The organism is Bacillus sp. LJBV19, assembly GCF_017797845.1.
In the GTDB taxonomy this organism is placed as follows: Bacteria; Bacillota; Bacilli; order Bacillales; family Bacillaceae; genus Bacillus; species Bacillus velezensis.
Genome location: NZ_CP072563.1, coordinates 1183759 through 1200866 on the forward strand (window position 1 = coordinate 1183759; position 17108 = coordinate 1200866).

The following is a 17108-nucleotide window of genomic DNA, read 5'->3' on the forward strand; positions in this document are numbered from 1 at the left end:
TCTCTTTCTATTTGGTTGGATATCCTGTAAGAATAAAGTTACCGTTATTATCTTTTTTGAGTATAATTTTTGCGTTTGTAACGTTTTCTACTAGTTCTGAATTTCTTGATACACTTCTGCCGATTATTTCTCCATCGCCCTTGTATCTTAACATTAATTTAGGTTTTTTAGGATCATCAATCCAATTTTCGATTTTCTTTATATTTTTTGGATCGTTTAAAACTGAATTAGCAATTCTTTCAGCGGTAGCCCTATCTTTAAAAGTAGATGAAGCTGTAATATGTGGGTTAGGATCAGTTCTCAGTCTTTTTATTAATTCTTTATCTGTTTTCCCAACATGTCTTTCTATAAGGTGTCCGCCTTTTGCTTCATGAGCAGCTAAACCCCCGCCCGGTGCGAGAGGACTGCTGTCTCCTTGTTTAACACTATGTATGCCGTTATTGTCAGAAGACACAGATTTACTGAGCACACTCTCTTTCTGATCTTCAATAATACTTTTCAACAAAGGCGTATTCTTCACATTGTGAGTATTTTCAATATCCTGTGCTATTCCGGCAAGCGCGGGTTCGTACTTGTTTTTCGAAACGGAATTGATATAGTCTTTCCCTTTTTTAATCCCGGTTTTTATATTTTTTGCAGCCGCTTTTTCTCCGGCTTCCAAGACGTTATCCACTTTGGCGGCGCCTGTTTTGGCGAGCTTGCTTGATACTTTTACAGCTGAGCCGGAACCTTTGAGTCCGACAATGCTCCCGATGGCGTAGGTGATGTAATGTGACCTTGAATACGCATCTCCGTTAACCATTTTATCATTCCATGAATCCGCCAGGTTTGTCCATATGATTTTTGCGTAGGAGGGCGTGTTCAATACGCCGGATACGGTTTTAGCGACTTTTTGTTCATCGGAGAGATGGTAAAAATCCCATGCGCCGACAGCCAGATCTTTGACGCCGGTTATTGTGTCTTTCCCGACATCATAAAGACCGACGCCTATTCCTTTGACGATATCCCAAGCCGTTTCTCCGACTTCTTCGAGCTGCTTTGCTTGTTCAAGCTGCATCACATATTGCACCTGAGCGGGTTCAAGGTTTTCATAGCCGATCTTCTTCGCGATTTCCAAATACTCATCCGGATCAGTGACACCAGCGGCCAGCTTTTTCTTCAGATCCTTGATTTCCCGCTCTTTCGCTTCTTCCTTTTTAATCGTCAAATAAGCATCCGAATGTCTTGCAATCTCGCCTTTCTTCTTATGGATGTCGCTTTCACGGTACGCCTTGGCATTGTAATGAAGCGGCGTGGCGCTTTTTCCTTTGCCCGTGGCGTTTTGGAGCTGCTGGAAGTCGGCTTGGATGAACTGTTCGTTTGCTTCGGTTTCTGCGTATTCTTTCATTAGATCGTGATCAAGCTTGCCGAGTTTATGTATGGTTTCGCTTCTTTTTTTGTCAGCTGAAGAAAGCTTCTGATCTGTGCTTTCGGTTGAAAATAGATCAAGCGAGATGATGTCTTCGATTTCTCCGAGGATGGAGCGCATGTCCTTTTTCTGCTCTTCCATAATCGCCTTTGATTTACTGAGGGCGTGGGTGAGCTCGTGCTCCAGAAATGATTCCTCCACATGCGAATTGGAAAGTCCGGCGTCTTCGACCTTGCCGGGAAGGCTTGTGAGAAATGCGATTTTCATATCGATCAGATCAAGCCAGCTGTCTGTGACGCTGGCGTGGTCCTGGAAAAAAGCTTTAATGTTATTTGCGCCCCGGCCTGAGAAATCATTGTCACCAAGGTCAGCCATGCCTTGAAACGCTTTTTTCAGATTGACCATCTGGCCGCGCAGTTTTTTGTATTCACCCGCGCGCTTTTTGGCAGCGGCGAGGAGGGTGGTTGCTTCAAAAACTTTCATGACCATAATCCTTTCATTCGAAATACTTCAACAAGATTTTACCATGGAGGAATGAGGAATAAGGTCAATGTACTATCTAAAATGGTAAAATGAATCATTTGACCCACTTCTTTGTCCTTTTAATTATGTGATTAAGCATTTGAGAAGAGAGCTTATGGATGGGAAACCGGAGTGCAGGAATTACTCGGCAGCGTTTGAATGAATTGGAAAGATTAAGCCAGTTAAAAGGTTGGAGCATATTTTTAGATAATGAATTGTAGGGTGTAAAAGATGAAAATGGCGTAATTCAAGATGCAGGTGATTTATTAACCGGAATTGATATATTAACGGAAAATAATGTATAATGTATCGGGCAGCTTTGAACTCATTGAAGGTGATGAACATGAAGAAGTGGAAAGTTTTTATAAGATAAATCCTGACTGAAGAGACTTAATTGAATGAAATTTAACATAAGTCTATTTACCCTGTTCTTTTTAGGAGGAAGGTATGTCAATATTAACAATAATAGAAATCGCATTAGTGGCAACTGTATTAGGTTTATTTGCATGGACTTTTAAAAAAGAGAAAAATACTGATGAAGATGTATTCAATTATGCTAGATATATGATTTATTTGCTTGTAGCTGAAGTTGCATTGTATGCCGTGTTTCAAATGGTTTAAGTTTAAACACGTCTTTACTCCTAGACAAAGAGAGATGTGAACAATGATAAATGTCTTAACTAATATCTTAAAAAATGACAGATTAGATGAATACCCATTATTACATAGAGAGTCCCGATTTCTGGGGTAGCATATAGTGTTCTAAGTGATGATAAGGGTTTAAAAGAAGTATTTTTTAGAGAAGAAGAGTTTATTGGAATGAGATGGATGGCATTCGACAGAAAAACAGGAAAGTATATAAAATATCAGAGACAGAATGCTCCATTTTAACCTATGAACCTAATGATTAAACACTGGAGGTTTTTGTATGAATAAAATTACCAATACTGGCAAAATGCAAGATATTGGTGGTATTAAGCTCTATTACGAATTTTTTGAAAGGCAAAATGAAAACATTACAGTCATATTTGAATCAGGGTACGGATGCCCTTCTGCTTCTTGGGACCCTATAAAAGGTGAAATTTCAAAATTTGCGCAATTTTTCATCTACGATAGAGCAGGTTTAGGAAAAAGTGAAAAAGACGATAGACGAAAAGACAGCAAGCAGTCTGTTGAAAATCTTCGTACTCTTTTACAAAATGCGAATATTAAACCACCATATATGCTCGTAGGGCATTCATTTGGAGGAGCAAATGTAAGATTATATGCTTGTACATATCCAGAAGAAGTAGCAGCGGTTATTCTCTTAGATTCCTGCCATGAAGATCAAAACAAAATTATGCCACCACTATTCAGTGAAGAAACAAGATCTCTTTACTTTAATCAATTTTCGGTAGAAGGTTCTTTAAGTGAAATTCAAGATAGTTTTGAACAAATAGACAAATGCACATCATTAGGAGATATTCCACTTATAGTTGTCAGCGCTGGTTTACAGTCTTATCATACAACTGAATCCTTCGCTGCGTGGAATCTATTTCAAAGAGACTTTCTGCGTTTATCAACAAATAGCAAACATATTGTTGTGAAGAATGCATCACACGGTCTACATGTTGATCAACCTCAGATTATTGTTGACATTATTAAAGATACATTGAAAGAGATACAAAAATAAGTTTAGTTTAAAAACTCTAAAAGCAGTAGATGAGGGCAGTCTTGTATTGGTTAGAATAGGTAGCAATCCTTAAACACCGTATCAAAAGTGCTGGATTGCACGGAATGGAAATTCTATAAAGCGATATATTTAGACGTATCGAAATTATTTCTTAGAGGAGAAAGCTTATGGATTTACTTAATTGGACTTACATTATATCTACAATTATAGGAGCTGCTGGGTTCATAAGTTTATTGTGGTTCTCTTATTTTAATGATAAAGGTGAAAAATAAAGCAGAGCATTGAGTGAATTTGTATATTGACTATGAAGATCAACGCTAAAAAGTAAGGGGGGATTAATGATGACAGAAGATTTTTATTGCGATGAAGTATTAAGCGGAAAAACAAAAGTAAATAAAGTTTTAGAAACCGAGAATGTATTGGCGTATCATCATACAAGACCTTTTTGGCCGGTGCATATTGTTGCTATTCCTAAAAAACATATCTCTTCTTTAATCACTTTGGAAGAAGACGACAATGAACTTTTACTCGAGTTGCTGGGTGTGATTAAAAAGGTTGCAGCGAAGGTGACAAAAGAAAGTGGTTCTTGCAGGGTGCTTACAAACTTAGGAGATTATCAGGATTCAAAGCATCTGCATTGGCATATAGCTTCAGGAGATCCATTGAGATAAAAGATGTAGACTATCATAACCTAGGGGTTTTTGAAGATGACGGAGCGAAATATCATTTGCTGACTATTGATGATGATGATTACCTCAAGTCTTTATTAGATGGATATAAGAACAAAGAAGGCAACAGGCATATTTCAGCTTCCTAATTTTCAATATAATTGTTTTAATCTGATTAAATAAGTGGGAGGGTGTTCTCTTTGGATCTCATGTGGATAGGAATTGGTTTGGCTGCATTGGGCTACTTTATCAGCGATGGTTTGAAAAACTTCAAAAATCCAAAAGGGAGTTATTCAGACTATCCAACTTTAATTAAGGAGTCGGATCTGCATTATTACCTTGGTTTAAGTAAAGCAGAAGTTAAAGAGTTGCTAGAAAAATTCTCTGGTGCTCCAAAGGTAGAATTAAAAGGAGCAGTCTATTATCCTTATCAGCAATTCTTGCAGTGGATGTCATCGATTGATTATACAAATAGTTAAAATATTCAAGGATGAAAAATCCGCATTAAGCAAGTTCTTTATGTTTCTTCTCCATCGCTCTGAAGGACCTTAATTTGAAATATCTAACCCCTAGTTTAATTCTTTTCCTTTTTAATTAAATATCTGTACATTAACATGGCGGCAAAACCATCACCTCTTCAATCCATTTTTGCATCTCTTCGTTTGGAGTTCAATAAAGAAATATCGGCCGCATACTCAAGACCCCCTCACCATTAACTTTGAGGGGGTCTATTTTATTTATCTTATTAATTTGGAATATGCATTGACTAGCAATTCATATTCAGAAAGGTCAATTGTTTTTAGATTCACAGTTCTTTTTGTTCTCGGCAATCTTTTTGTCGACTAAATCACTTTGTTCAGGTTGAATCGGTTGTTAGAACATCATGTGATGCACCTCCTTTAAAAAGCATACACACATATGAGAGGGCTGAAATTCACCCGTATGAATTGGGATACGGCTTTTCGCATGGAACCAACATGTGGAAACTGGTCAACAGCTTTAGAAATTTCATCCTAACAGGGAAGTGCGGCAAGCATTGGGAATATAAAGGAATATAGGCTTGCAGCTATGAAGGATGTATGAAAATCCGTCAGATGGCGGTGTCGTGACAGTTCGAATGCGGGGGTATGGAACTTCCCGTTCATCCGGAGTTATGTGAGAGGGACGAAAAGACTTTTTTTGAGGAGGAAGCGGAATGATTGAATTTACACGGCCATCACCTATGAAGAAAACATGCACGATGCACCCGGAAAAGGAATCTGTCAGATCGGTTTCGTTTACTGATTTTAACGGCAATTCTGTAACAGTAACACTTTGTCAAATGTGTCTGGCTGAATTAAAAATGAAAGCCGCGACTGAATACAGGAGCATGGCCGAGGAGCGGGCCAAACAGAATCGTTTCAAGATTGGTGATCATGTGTATTTAGAGCATTTGGGAATAGTCAGCGAGATAAAAAACATGGAAGGCGTTCAAGTGGCAAACAGGACAGACGCAGACGGAGTCCGGAAGGCTACCCCTAAGGAAATCGCAGAATACAAAAAACAGGGGAAGCAATGACGGTGAAAAACGATTCAGTCAATCATTTATCAGTTGTGTTACTTATGGGAGCGGCGGCCGGATGTTTACGGATGTCGCGACTTACACGGCCGGAGCCTCCACGGTGGAGAGGAGGAGAATCAAACTAGGAATGTGAATTGATCAAACGCAGTTTCATGAATCTCCGAAGGCTTTCATCCGTAATTTGGGTGCAGTATGGGAAATTTTTTTGTGAAAACTTGACGTAATGCTGTCAGGTGCCTATTGTATGATTAAATGAATGGCCAGTAAAATGATAGGAGGCGTTCAATATGAAGTTGCTGCAAATTAGACTATTGGTTAATGACTTTAAGAAAAGCGTCGAGTTTTACAAAGATTTATTAGGACTTCCAATAAGTTGGTTAGAGAAGGAAATGGAATATGCACTTTTCGATAATGGAGAAACGAAAATAGAGCTTTTATCTCGAGAAAATATGGCTGAAATAGTTGGAGAAGAAAGAAAATCTTTAGACGGAGATGCGCAATCAAGATTTTTGCTTCAGTTTAAGGTAGAAGATGTTGATAAAACGTATGAGTATCTGCACAAGCAAGGGATTAAATGCGTCAATGAACCACATGATCGTCAGGAATGGCGTGCACGAGTTGCTCATTTCAGAGATCCAGATAATAATCTTATTGAAATATATAAAATGATATAATTTTTTGACTGGCGAGATTAAGGTAATGCGTTTGTTAACTTACTTATGATTTTTATAGTCTGCAAGAGAAACATATATAGGTCCAAGACGGAAAGCCTGCGGACACTGATCATTGCACAGCATCACTGTGCTCTGATTGGTGTCCGTTTTTATTTGCACGGAGGGATAACAAATAGATGATGAACACGAAACATGCAAACATTTAAACGTGGCAAGGGCGGCGCATTTAATCATTCAAAGGAAATATATTGACTTTCATACTGTTTGTAATGTTAATTAGAAGATGTATACAAAATCATTTTAATGAGGAGGTCTGAATGTGAAAAATAAAGCGGGAATACAAGTTGGAATATGCATTGGACTTTTATGTTTAAGCTTTACCGGTTTCAATCCTTTATTCGGCTCAGCGCATGCTGAAGCGAAGTCTATAGAAGACACAAAAATGACAAGCTGTATAACGAATCAAAAATTTGTTCAGCTTGAGAAAAAATTTGATGCCAGGCTTGGGGTTTATGCGATTGATACAGGTTCAAACAAGACAATCGCCTATCGGCCGAATGAACGGTTTGCTTACGCATCAACTTATAAAGTTCTGGCCGCGGCTGCTGTTCTGAAGAAAAGCTCAAATGAAAAACTTAATGCCATCATCCGCTACAGCAAAGACGATTTAGTTACATATTCTCCAATCACAGAAAAACACCTGGATACAGGCATGAGCCTGAAAGAAATCTCAGAAGCCGCTGTCCGTTACAGCGATAATACCGCCGGGAACCTATTGCTGCAGCAGCTTGGCGGCCCTAAAGGTTTCGAAAAGTCATTGAAACAGATCGGGGATCATGTAACGAAAGCTGATCGATTCGAGACGGATTTAAACTCGGCGATTCCCGGGGATCGTCGTGACACAAGCACTGCAAAAGCACTGGCAACTGATCTTAAGACTTTCGCTTTGGGTAACACTCTAACGACTGACAAGCGCACGATCTTAACGGATTGGATGCAGGGCAACGCTACCGGCGACGAACTGATTCGGGCAGGCGCTCCTGCAGGATGGGAAGTCGGCGATAAATCCGGAGCCGGAAGCTACGGCACACGAAACGACATTGCGATCGTTTGGTCGCCTGACAGAGCCCCAATTGTTTTGGCAATCCTGTCAAACCGGTTTACGGAAGATGCCAATTATAATAATGCTCTTATCGCTGAGGCTGCAAAAGTCGCTCTTAATGCCCTTAAATAAACATTGCCGTTCATTTTTTATGGACGGTTTTTTATATGTTGAGAATGCGGTATGCCGGTTTCGTTTTTCGATAAATGTTATAATGTAAAGCCATAAAAAGATGGGAAGAGGGGGAGTTTCGATGCATTACATAACGGCATGCTTAAATATTATCAGTGATAAAGACCTTAATGAAATAATGAAGGAATTCAAAAAACTTGAGGAAGAAACGAACAAAGAAGAAGGCTGTATTCAGTTCCATGCTCATCCGCTCGAACCATCAGAACGCAAAATCATGCTTTGGGAGATTTGGGAAAACGAAGAAGCTGTTAAAGTCCATTTTACGAAAAAACATACAAAAGACGTTCAAAAACAAGAATTAACGGAAGTAGAGTGGTTAATGAAAAGCAATGTGAATGAGTAAAAGGCTTTGTCTATTGTTGGCTGATTTTGCCGACAGCAATCATCAGTTTCATTCACTAAAACCCTTGCTGCGCAAGGGTTTTTTACTTTAAAAAGTTCTTTATATCGCAGTCTTTTTATGGGTAAGGAACAGACTTGGAATGAAGATGGCCGCAAGGATGATGACGGATACTAAGAATCCGGCATGGTAGCCTTTTAAACTGTTCGGAATCGTTGGCTGCAATCCTTGTATGACAGTTGCGGTAACGGTTGCGATCACAGCTGACCCAAAGCTGGAACCGAGGTTTTCAATCATATGAATACCGACACCCGCTTCCGGAAGCTGTTTGCTGTCAAGGCCTGTATAAGCGTCACTCATTAATGGGAGCATAATTCCTCCAAAACTGGTGCCGCGGATAAAGAATACGACGGAAATCCAAATCATACTTGTGTTATCGGTGATAAAAATAAGCGGGATAGATCCGATCAGCGAAAGAACAAGACTGACCGTAACCACGTATTTCGCACCGATCTTATCAATCATTTTTCCGATCAGCGGACGAGTCACGAGCATTCCGACTCCTTGAGGGATTAAAGCGAGTGCTGCTCCGACTGCCGTGAACTGACGAATGTTTTGAAAAAACAGCGGAAGTATTAACATCGGCCCCATGATGGCAACATTAGCTAAGAACAACCCGATCGAAGATGCTAGGAAGCTTTTGTTTGCAAACAAATTCATAGGCAGCACGGTTTGGTTTTTCTTGATCAGATTATATACAAGATAAATGGCTGCTGAAACAAGACCGATGCCCGTCCATAAAATGGTGTCGCTATTGTTAAATGATGCATGATCCGCCGCTTTTGTAATAGCGTAAATCAATGCCGCGCTCATTAATGACAAATTGATAATCCCGAAAATATCGAGTTTATGATCTTTGTTGAATGGTTCAAAGTCTGGAATGGTTTTCATCATAAGCGGTGCAGCAATCAAAACGATGAACACGTTGATGTAAAAAATCCAATGCCATGAAGCGCCTTGGACGATGAAGCCTCCGATGACAGGTCCTAAGATCGGGCCGAAGATCATAGGGGTGCTGACGATTGCCATCACTTTTCCCAGGTTTTCCGGACCTGCCGTTTTAACCAAGAGTGTTGACATAAGCGGAGTCATAATACCGGCGCTGAATCCTTGAAGCAAACGGAAGACGATGAAGCTGGAAACGTCACGGCTCATTCCCGCAAAAACAGAAATGACACCAAAGGCGATGACTGAGCCGATGAAGATTTTCTTACCGTTATATTTATTCATAAGCCAGCCGGATACGGGTACTGCAATTGCAAGTGCTAAGACATAGCCTGTAACGGACCACTGAATGGTATCCAATGTCGTGTTGAAGTCTTTGGTCAGTTTGTCGATGGCGATGTTTACCATCGTAGAGTCAAGCATTGGAGCGATTGCTCCCAGTGCAATAGCCCAGGCGGCTGTGAGAACTTCTTTTGGCAGCCGAAGTTCCTTTCTTTTATGTGTTGACATATTATTCTCCTCTCAAAATCGCTGTCTTTGTTTCCTTGTCAACAAAATAATAGAGTGATTTTGTTTCTTTGTCAACAATAATAGGGGTATAAAAAGGCAGCCCGTTTTCATGGAGCAGGGCTGCCTATGGTTTTATTCATATTTATTCCGATTTCATGTCTGCACCAAGTTTCTTTATTTCTGAATCTAAATGCCTGCTGTATGTTTCCACGAAGTTCAGCATCGTGTCAAATTGTTCATCAGTTACTTGTTCAAACACGATTTTGTCGCGTTCTTGAAACTCTTTGTGCAATTCCTCGTGAATTTTATAAATGACTTTTCCTTGCTCGGTAAGCCTGAAATAGATTTCTTTCTTGTTAAGCGGCTTCTGATAGCTTTCGATAAGGCCTTTATTGATAAGCTTCTTCGTTAATTTACTTATGGCGCCTCTTGTCATATAAAGAGACTCCGCAAGTTTTGTCACATTGGCGTCTTCAATTTTTTCGATGAATTCGATGCAATGCACTTCAGAAGGTTTATGCCCCTTAAGGCTTTCTTCCATCTTCAGCCTATTCAGCCACACCATCTTGTTAAAAAAGTCCCTGAAATCCGTGAGGAGCTGTTCTTTTTTGTCCATGGCCCGTCCTCCTGCTCGGTGGTGCTTACACAATATTATAAAATTTTTGTTTCTTTTTCAACAATCGTAAAGTTATTATTTAGGAACTGAGAGATAGTGCGCAGAAATAAGAAGGAGGGGGAACAGAAGAAGTATTCTATTTAAAAAGCGGCTTTTTAACCGAAACGTGGGTTTTTCGGGTATTTTTCTTTCCGTATTCGTTACTTGCTCTGTTTCATAACAGGCCAACACTACAGCCTTATAAAAAAGCAGGCTGCGCAATGAGCCTGCTTGAGATTCGCATCAATCATTTTCCTGTTGCGGCGTCATAAAAAGCGTCAATTGCGGTTGTGTATTTCAAGACGTTTTTAGACACTTTGGCGGTTGCGCCTAATGGATACGCGTCTGACAGAACGCTGGAGTGAGCTTCGGGTTCCCAGTAAAATACGCCGGTTCCTTTGCCGTTCGGAACCGCTTTCACCAGTTTTATGGTGTCTTTTATGGTCCAGTAGGAATCTTTCGGGTTATTTTCATCTCCGCCCAGTTCAACCACCATGACTTCCTTGTTGTAGCGTGAGGCAATGTCATTTAAATTAGAGGATAATTGGCCGGTGAGCTCCCAGTACGGCTTACCTTCCCAATAGGGATAGAACGAAACGCCGATGATGTCGGTTTTTCCTCCGTTTTTAAAGAATTGATCAAACCACCATCTGAATAGGCTGTTGTCCGTGCCGTGTGCCAAATGGCTGATGACCTTGGTGGCCGGGCTGACGGATTTCACGGCGTCATAGCCTTTGTTCAGTAAGGCGGTCAATTTGCTGAAATCGTTCGTGCTGCCGTCGGGCAGTAAAATTCCTGAATTCATTTCATTCCCTACTTGCACCCAATCAGGGGAGATGCCGTGATTTTTAAGTTCTTTCATGACATCGTACGTATGGTTATACACGGCTGCCTGCAGCTGGCTGCTTGAATAGCCGGTCCATTGGTTCGGCTTGATCTGGTGGCCGGGATCAGCGAACACATCACTGTAATGGAAGTCAACCATTACCTTCATTCCTAACGCTTTTGCCCTTTTGGCCGCCGCAAGTACGCCCGCTTTGTCACTATAGCCGAGCATGGTCCATGTTGTGCCATCTTTCAGCCAATAATAGCTGCTTGGCGGATTCACAAACACTCTCAGTCTCACGGCATTTATTCCGTGATCTTTAAGAATCTGCAAGGCATCTTTCTGTTTTCCGCCGTCATCCAGCCAGCGCACACCTTCGTCCTCCATTTGTTTCAGCCATCCTATATCAGCGCCATAGGCAAACGGGGCATCCGCTTTTGCTTTAGGAGACTTCTCAAAGAATGTAAAAGCAGTGAAAATGAGAGAAAGACAGATTGCGTTTACAAATACACGTTTCAATCGGTTTTTGAACATCACAATACCTCCTGATAAAAAAGATTGTTGATTGATTTCACTCTGAATGTTTCAGCTGCCATTCTCCAATAACGTCGTGAAACGCTGAAACGCCTGAATTCCTTCGGATGTCATTTTAAAAACGCCTGCATCGGTCAGCGCGCGTAAAAATACATTCGCTGTTTCTTTTTGTAAAACAGCGGCTGCATTTTCCGGTGTCACGTCTTTATCCGCTTTGATGTTTTCAGCCCACGGAAGATGAATGTCTTTGATGTCATGAGGTTCATTCAGTAAATACTTTTTCACTTCTGCCAGCTCATCTTTCAGGCGGGGAGGTAAAACGGCGAGTCCCATCACTTCAATCAGACCGATATTTTCTTTTTTGATGTGATGGACATCTTGATGCGGGTGAAAAATGCCATCCGGATAATCTTCGGAGGTGCGGTTGTTTCTGAGAGCGAGATCGATTTCAAAATCCGTTCCCCTGCGTCTGGCAATTGGGGTGACGGTATTATGGGGTTCATTTGTCTTTGCGATGATGCTGACGGTTTCGTCTGAATATTCCCGCCACTTTTCAAAAACATACGCAGCGGCATCTGTCAGCAAATCCGGATCTTTTGCGCGAAGGCGGATCACTGATACCGGCCACTTCACGGCTTCGGCCTGAACGTCTGGAAAATGACGCATATGAAAAGGGTAGAGGGAACCCGCTTTTGCCATCGGAAACTCATGGGCGCCGCCTTGATAATGATCGTGTGAAAGAATGGAACCCCCTACGATCGGCAAGTCTGCGTTTGATCCCGCGAAATAATGCGGGAAAATTTCCGTAATGGCCAGAAGCCTTCTGAAGCTGTCACGGCTGATTTTCATCGGCTTGTGCTCGCTTGAAAGAAAGATGGCATGCTCGCTGTAATACGCATAAGGAGAGTATTGAAACCCCCACTGTTCTCCCGCTAAGTCAAGCCTGATGATGCGGTGATTTGAACGGGCGGGGTGATGCGGTGTTCCGGCATACCCCTCGTTTTCCATACAGAGCAGACATGTCGGATACCGGTTTTCCGGACTGTTTTTTACCGCGGCGATGTCTTTCGGGTCTTTTTCGGGCTTTGATAAATTAATGGTGATGTCCAATTCTCCAAAAGGTGTTGGTGAGCGGTATACGATATTTTTTCGAATGGCCCGCGTCTTAATATAGTCGTTGTTTTGACTCAATCTATAAAAATAATCTGTTGCTTTTTTCGGGCAATCTGATAACAATTTGCTGAATGCGGCATTGATCAGAGAAGGGGCCGGTGTGATCACGTCCATGATTCTGCTTTCCAGCATGTCTCTTTCAGCCGGCGTATCGTTAATGATTGACCGTTTTACCGCGTCTTTCACCATTTCGTCCAAATAATAAAGCCTGTTTTGTTTCTTGATATGTTTCGGTTCTGCATAATCCGTCAGTCCGAGCAGATCGAGAAGTCTGTTTCTTGTGTAAATCACATCTGTTTCATTTATGTCGCCTAAGACAGTGCTTTCTTTCAGAAACCCTGCCACTGATTCAAAAACTTCAATGACCGCCGCCTCCATTTCATTTGTCCTTGTATCCGTTTGGATGATGCCGATGCCAATTCCATGCTGACGCGATGATTTCCGATATGTCCGTTTGTTTCGGATTCCAGCCGAGAATGTTCCGCGCTTTATCGCTGGAAGCGATGAGGGTGCTTGGATCACCGGGTCTTCTTGCGGCCGCTCTTACTTTTATGTCTCTTTCGGTCACTTGCCGGGCCGCTTCCGCCATTTCTGATACGGAAAAACCGCTGCTTGATCCTAAATTGAAAATGCTGCTGTCTCCGCCGTTTTGCAAATATTCCAGAGCGAGAATATGGGCATCGATTAAATCGGAAACATGGACATAATCGCGGATGCACGTGCCGTCTTTTGTATCATAGTCAGTGCCGAATATTAAAACCTCCTCGCGCTGACCGAGCGCGGTTTGTAAAAGGATAGGGATAAGGTGGGTTTCCGGATGATGATCTTCTCCGATGGAACCGTCCGTTTTCGCGCCGGCAACGTTAAAATACCGAAGCGAGACATATTTTATGCCGCAGGCGGTTTCACACCACTTCAGCATTTTTTCTGCCATGAGTTTTGATTCGCCGTATGCGCTTTCCGGCTTTTCCGGCATGTCTTCTGTGATGGGCACTTTTTCAGGTTCGCCGTATACAGCGGCGGATGAAGAAAACACAATGTGTTTCACCCCGAATTCCTGCATGACCTCCAGCGTAATTTGCGTACCGTACACATTATTATTGAAATATGAAAGAGGGTCTTTCATTGATTCGCCGACAAGGGATTGAGCGGCAAAATGGAGAACGCCTGTTACGTTCTCCTTCGCGAACACAGAGCGAAGAAACGGTTTGTCACGGATATCTCCATGGTAAAAAACTGCTTTTTCATGAACAGCTTTCCGGTGGCCTGTCTGCAGATGATCCACAGCTATCGTTTTAAATCCTTTGTTTAATAATTGATCAACCGCATGAGAACCGATATAGCCGGCTCCGCCGAGAACGAGAATCGCCATGATTTAGTTTTCCCTCCATTCAGCAGCGCCATCGCTTATATCCGCGATGTAAAAAGAAGCTTCAAGACCTGTCCTGCTGCAGTAGTGAGATGAAACGGCCCGGATAAAGCCGGCGGTTTCTTCACTTTCCACAATGGCTATGGCGCAGCCGCCGAACCCCGCGCCCGTCATCCGCGCTCCGAGTGCTCCTTCTTTCCAGGCTGCTTCAGCGAGCGCGTCTAATTCGTCACCGGTCACTTCATAATCATCGCGTAAAGAACGGTGGGACGCATTCATCAGCTCGCCGAACGTTTTCAAATCATTCGATTTGAGAGCTTCCGCGGCTGAGAGGGTCCGCTCGTTTTCATTGACCGCGTGCCGGGCTCTTTTACGCAAAGTTTCACAGGAGAGAAGGGATTCGAGTTCGTTGAATTCTTCTGCCGTCAATTCCGCAAGTGATGCGATATTCCGATATTGCCGCAGTTCCGAGAGAGCCTCGTCGCATTCGCTGCGGCGTTCATTATATTTTGAAGCCGCCAGCTCCCGGCGCTTGTTCGTATTCATAATGACGATTTTATATCCGTTAAAAGCAGCCGGAATCATTTCGTGCTCAAGCTTATCGCAGTTTAACAGAATAGCCATGTTCTTTTTGCCTTTTTGCACTGCGAATTGATCCATAATGCCTGAATTCACGCCGATAAATTCATTTTCGACTCTTTTTCCGATAAGCGCCAGTTCAGTATCGGAAACATCCAGGCTGAATAACTTTCTTAAAATGGAGCCGGTTAACATTTCAATAGAAGCGGAGGAGCTTAAACCGGCTCCGTTTGGAATCGTACCGTGAAAAAGAATATCCATTCCGCTGTCTATTTGGCCGCCGGCTTCAAGAAGGTAATGGATCATCCCCTTCGGATAATTGGCCCAGCCGTCTTCTTTTTTGTATGCTGTGGCGGAAAGATCAAGGCAGACAATGCCGCTGTCAGGAAAGTTTTCTGAGTATAACCGGATCTGATGATCTCCGCGTTTTGCGCATACGGCATATGTTCCGATCGTAATCGCGCAGGGGAGAACGTGGCCGCCTATATAATCCGTATGTTCCCCGATCAGGTTGATCCGGCCGGGTGCGAAAAACAGTTCTCCGTTACTTCTCTTGAAAACGTCTTCGAATCTTAATTTCAAAAGTTTTGCATCCATGATAAACCCCCGATTCTATTTTGAGGTATGCTCCAGTATGAACTGAATGGCTTTTTGTGAATTTCTGGTGAGACTGATATATTCCGCTCCTTTCGTTGCGATGAGTTTCACTTGCAGGCGATCCGCATCTTCTTTAATGTCATCGTAATAAGAGCCGACTTGCGGAGCCAAAATGATCATATCGAAGTCTTTCATGATGTCGTAATGGGAACCGTAGGCGCCTGCTGAGGCGGTAATCGGCACGTTATATTCTTCGGCTCCTTCTGTCAGTGCGTTCGCAAGCATGGCGCTCGTTCCCGCTCCGGCGCACAGCACTAACACATTGGTGCTGTGTTCCAAGGCGGATGAGGATTCCTGAAGATTTGTGCTGATGACGGAGGCCGCGTCTTCGGAGGCGCCGGCCATGGCGGGCTGTAATGTTTGCGGCGCGCTTTCAGGCTCGGTGTGTTGGGCTTCTTTCGCCGCTAATACTTTGTCATAAGCTTTGCAGAATGGCAGGTATATCAGGAAATCGACAATGATTAATACAGCTGTCAGCACAAAAGCCGAGAGCCCCATGCCGGTTCCGAGAATCAAGCCGGCGGGCGCCGGAGTGGCCCACGGAAGAACATACATAAAACTGTTCATTCCGATGACATCCACGAAAAATTTAAACAGACAGACATTCACCATCGGCGTTACAACAAACGGAATGAAAAAATAAGGATTTAAAATGATCGGCGCAGCAAAGAGAAGAGGTTCGTTTACTGCGAAAGACACCGGAATCGCGGATGCTTTTCCGACTGCTTTCAATTGCTTGGATTTCGCGAAAAGAAGAAAGATAAACGGAACAACAAGGGTTGCGCCGGTTCCTCCCATTGTGCCGACGAAGTTCCCGAGTCCGACGGTCAGCACGTTGGACGCTTGCTCGCCGGCATTATGAAGCTGAAGATTCGCCTCCACATTTGCGTAAATAATAGCTGCGATGGCCGGTTCCACAATAGAAGGCCCGTGAACGCCGACAAACCAGAACAGCGCCATCATTCCCCAAATGACACAAATCCCAAGATAACCGTCTGCGGCGGTAAAAAACGGCGATAAGAGAGAGGAGAGAGCCTCTGCAAACGATACGTTCAGCGTATTCCTGATCAATAAATCAACGATCACCATAGCCAAAACGGAAAAAGCGAACGGAAAAACATCTTTAAATGTTTGTGAAATGGTACCCGGTACTTCTTTAGGCATTTTAATCGTAATATTTTTCAGCACGCAGAATCTGTAAACGTTCACTGTTATGAAAGCGGATACAAAAGCGGCTAAAAGACCTTTTGTGCCGAGGTATTCCGTCGAGAATCCGCCGTCGATTTGAGTGACGCTTAAAATGAGAAATCCGACGACTGAAGCAAGCATCGCTGAAACGGGGTTGATCCCTTTGTTTTTAGGCATTTTTCGGTTCATTGATTCACTCAGGCATTTCGCACTTGTTGCCGCAACGATCAGACCGAGGGCGCCCATTGAATAGTTATAAACTTTCCAAAGCCATTCAGAAACACTTTTAGGCCAAGTGAAACCCAACACTTCCGGCACAGCGGCGGTGAGGATAAAAATGCTGGCGAATAAAATAACAGGCATGGCAGTTAAGAAGCCGTCGCGGATCGCGCCTAAATAAATGTTTCTTGAGATTTTTTCAAAAAACGGTTTTCCCTTTTCGATTTGCTTGATGATACCGTTCATTTTTCCAC

The 17108-nt window shown here is 42.7% G+C and carries 16 protein-coding genes and 1 pseudogene; 9 read left to right on the forward strand and 8 right to left on the reverse strand.

The features are described from left to right. Nucleotides 1-7 precede the first annotated feature (7 nt). On the reverse strand, nucleotides 8-1891 hold the full coding sequence (locus J6600_RS06055) for a ribonuclease YeeF family protein (protein WP_209388113.1): 1884 nt from the start codon (nucleotides 1889-1891) through the stop codon (nucleotides 8-10). Nucleotides 1892-2377: 486 nt separating this feature from the next. Here J6600_RS06055 and J6600_RS06060 point away from each other — a divergent pair, with 486 nt between their 5' ends. The 9 genes and pseudogenes from J6600_RS06060 (at nucleotide 2378) to J6600_RS06095 (ending at nucleotide 8142) form a co-directional block, all read left to right on the forward strand. Then, the gene (locus J6600_RS06060; RefSeq protein WP_022553538.1) at nucleotides 2378-2551 is read left to right on the forward strand and encodes a hypothetical protein; all 174 of its coding nucleotides are present in this window, start codon (nucleotides 2378-2380) and stop codon (nucleotides 2549-2551) included. A gap of 307 nt (nucleotides 2552-2858) precedes the next feature. Next, on the forward strand, nucleotides 2859-3602 hold the full coding sequence (locus tag J6600_RS06065; protein ID WP_209388114.1) for an alpha/beta fold hydrolase: 744 nt from the start codon (nucleotides 2859-2861) through the stop codon (nucleotides 3600-3602). A gap of 338 nt (nucleotides 3603-3940) precedes the next feature. Continuing rightward, nucleotides 3941-4273, forward strand: a complete 333-nt coding sequence (locus J6600_RS06070) for an HIT domain-containing protein (RefSeq protein WP_014417482.1) — start codon at nucleotides 3941-3943, stop codon at nucleotides 4271-4273. Between the two features lie 2 nt (nucleotides 4274-4275). After that, nucleotides 4276-4419, forward strand: a pseudogene (locus tag J6600_RS19745) (hypothetical protein); the annotation flags it as partial. Between the two features lie 60 nt (nucleotides 4420-4479). Then, the gene (locus tag J6600_RS06075; protein WP_095271675.1) at nucleotides 4480-4749 is read left to right on the forward strand and encodes a DNA-binding protein; all 270 of its coding nucleotides are present in this window, start codon (nucleotides 4480-4482) and stop codon (nucleotides 4747-4749) included. Nucleotides 4750-5465: 716 nt separating this feature from the next. Continuing rightward, a complete protein-coding gene (locus J6600_RS06080) occupies nucleotides 5466-5828 on the forward strand; it encodes a hypothetical protein (RefSeq protein WP_209388115.1) in 363 nt (120 codons plus the stop codon). Between the two features lie 290 nt (nucleotides 5829-6118). Next, the gene (locus tag J6600_RS06085) at nucleotides 6119-6505 is read left to right on the forward strand and encodes a VOC family protein (protein ID WP_014417485.1); all 387 of its coding nucleotides are present in this window, start codon (nucleotides 6119-6121) and stop codon (nucleotides 6503-6505) included. 313 nt (nucleotides 6506-6818) lie between these two features. Further along, nucleotides 6819-7739 (forward strand): class A beta-lactamase, encoded by a 921-nt coding sequence (bla, locus tag J6600_RS06090; protein WP_209388328.1) that lies wholly within the window; start codon nucleotides 6819-6821, stop codon nucleotides 7737-7739. A 121-nt stretch (nucleotides 7740-7860) separates the two neighbouring features. Beyond that, a complete protein-coding gene (locus tag J6600_RS06095; RefSeq protein ID WP_022553524.1) occupies nucleotides 7861-8142 on the forward strand; it encodes a putative quinol monooxygenase in 282 nt (93 codons plus the stop codon). A gap of 99 nt (nucleotides 8143-8241) precedes the next feature. Here the strand turns inward: J6600_RS06095 and J6600_RS06100 are convergent, their stop codons facing one another. From J6600_RS06100 to J6600_RS06130, 7 genes are all read right to left on the reverse strand, one after another. After that, on the reverse strand, nucleotides 8242-9654 hold the full coding sequence (locus J6600_RS06100) for an MDR family MFS transporter (RefSeq protein ID WP_209388116.1): 1413 nt from the start codon (nucleotides 9652-9654) through the stop codon (nucleotides 8242-8244). 142 nt (nucleotides 9655-9796) lie between these two features. Continuing rightward, nucleotides 9797-10270 (reverse strand): MarR family transcriptional regulator, encoded by a 474-nt coding sequence (locus J6600_RS06105; protein WP_007407329.1) that lies wholly within the window; start codon nucleotides 10268-10270, stop codon nucleotides 9797-9799. Nucleotides 10271-10556: 286 nt separating this feature from the next. Beyond that, complete coding sequence (locus J6600_RS06110; RefSeq protein WP_017417565.1) at nucleotides 10557-11669, reverse strand: glycoside hydrolase family 53 protein; 1113 nt, start codon at nucleotides 11667-11669, stop codon at nucleotides 10557-10559. Nucleotides 11670-11720: 51 nt separating this feature from the next. Next, nucleotides 11721-13220, reverse strand: a complete 1500-nt coding sequence (galT, locus tag J6600_RS06115) for a UDP-glucose--hexose-1-phosphate uridylyltransferase (RefSeq protein ID WP_209388117.1) — start codon at nucleotides 13218-13220, stop codon at nucleotides 11721-11723. Between the two features lies 1 nt (nucleotide 13221). Further along, entirely contained in the window at nucleotides 13222-14214 is a 993-nt protein-coding gene (galE, locus tag J6600_RS06120) for a UDP-glucose 4-epimerase GalE (protein ID WP_209388118.1), read from the reverse strand. A gap of 3 nt (nucleotides 14215-14217) precedes the next feature. Continuing rightward, nucleotides 14218-15387 (reverse strand): galactokinase, encoded by a 1170-nt coding sequence (locus J6600_RS06125; protein ID WP_209388119.1) that lies wholly within the window; start codon nucleotides 15385-15387, stop codon nucleotides 14218-14220. A gap of 15 nt (nucleotides 15388-15402) precedes the next feature. Beyond that, entirely contained in the window at nucleotides 15403-17100 is a 1698-nt protein-coding gene (locus tag J6600_RS06130) for a PTS lactose transporter subunit IIBC (RefSeq protein ID WP_209388120.1), read from the reverse strand. Nucleotides 17101-17108: the final 8 nt, after the last annotated feature.